A 755-nucleotide genomic window follows, 5' to 3' on the forward strand; every position below is an offset into this window, starting at 1 on the left:
CTCCCCCAGGGAGCCGAGGGCGAGGGTGTGGCCTGCGTCGATGGCGCGGCGGTAGAGCTGTTCTGCTTCGTCGGTGTGGCCTTGCCTGGCCAGCAGCTCCCCCAGGGGGCCGAGGGCGAGGGTGTGGCCTGCGTCGATGGCGCGGCGGTAGAGCTGTTCTGCTTCGTCGGTGTGGCCCTGCTTGGCCAGCAGCAGCCCTAGGGGGGCGAGGGCGAGGGTGTGGCCTGCGTCGACGGCGCGGCGGAAGTGTTCGATCGCATCGTCGGTGTGGCCCTGCTTGGCCAGCAGCTCCCCCAGGGAGCTGAGGGCGAGGGTGTGGCCTGCGTCGATGGCGCGGCGGTAGAGCTGTTCTGCTTCGTCGGTGTGGCCCTGCTGGTCCAGCAGCAGCCCTAGGGGGGCGAGGGCGAGGGTGTGGCCTGCGTCGATGGCGCGGCGGTAGAGCTGTTCTGCTTCGTCGGTGTGGCCCTGCTTGGCCAGCAGCAGCCCCAGGGGGCCGAGGGCGAGGGTGTCGCCTGCGTCGATGGCGCGTTGGAGGTGTTCGATCGCTTCGTCGGTGTGGCCCTGCTGGTCCAGCAGCGCCCCCAGGGGGCCGAGGGCGTTGGTGTGGCCTGCGTCGATGGCGCGTTGGAGGTGTTCGATCGCTTCGTCGGTGTGGCCCTGCTGGTCCAGCAGCAGCCCTAGGGAGCCGAGGGCGTCGGTGTGGCCTGCGTCGATGGCGCGGCGGTAGAGCTGTTCTGCTTCGTCGGTGTGGCCCT

The 755-nt window shown here is 70.9% G+C and carries 1 protein-coding gene; it reads right to left on the bottom strand.

The annotated features are described in order from the left end of the window. Nucleotides 1-755 (bottom strand): tetratricopeptide repeat protein (locus tag AB0A74_RS06375; RefSeq protein WP_358247831.1); only part of this gene is annotated, 755 nt, incomplete at both ends.

Origin of the sequence: Saccharothrix sp. NPDC042600, from assembly GCF_040647305.1 — a bacterium.
GTDB classification, from domain to species: domain Bacteria; phylum Actinomycetota; class Actinomycetes; order Mycobacteriales; family Pseudonocardiaceae; genus Actinosynnema; species Actinosynnema mutabilis.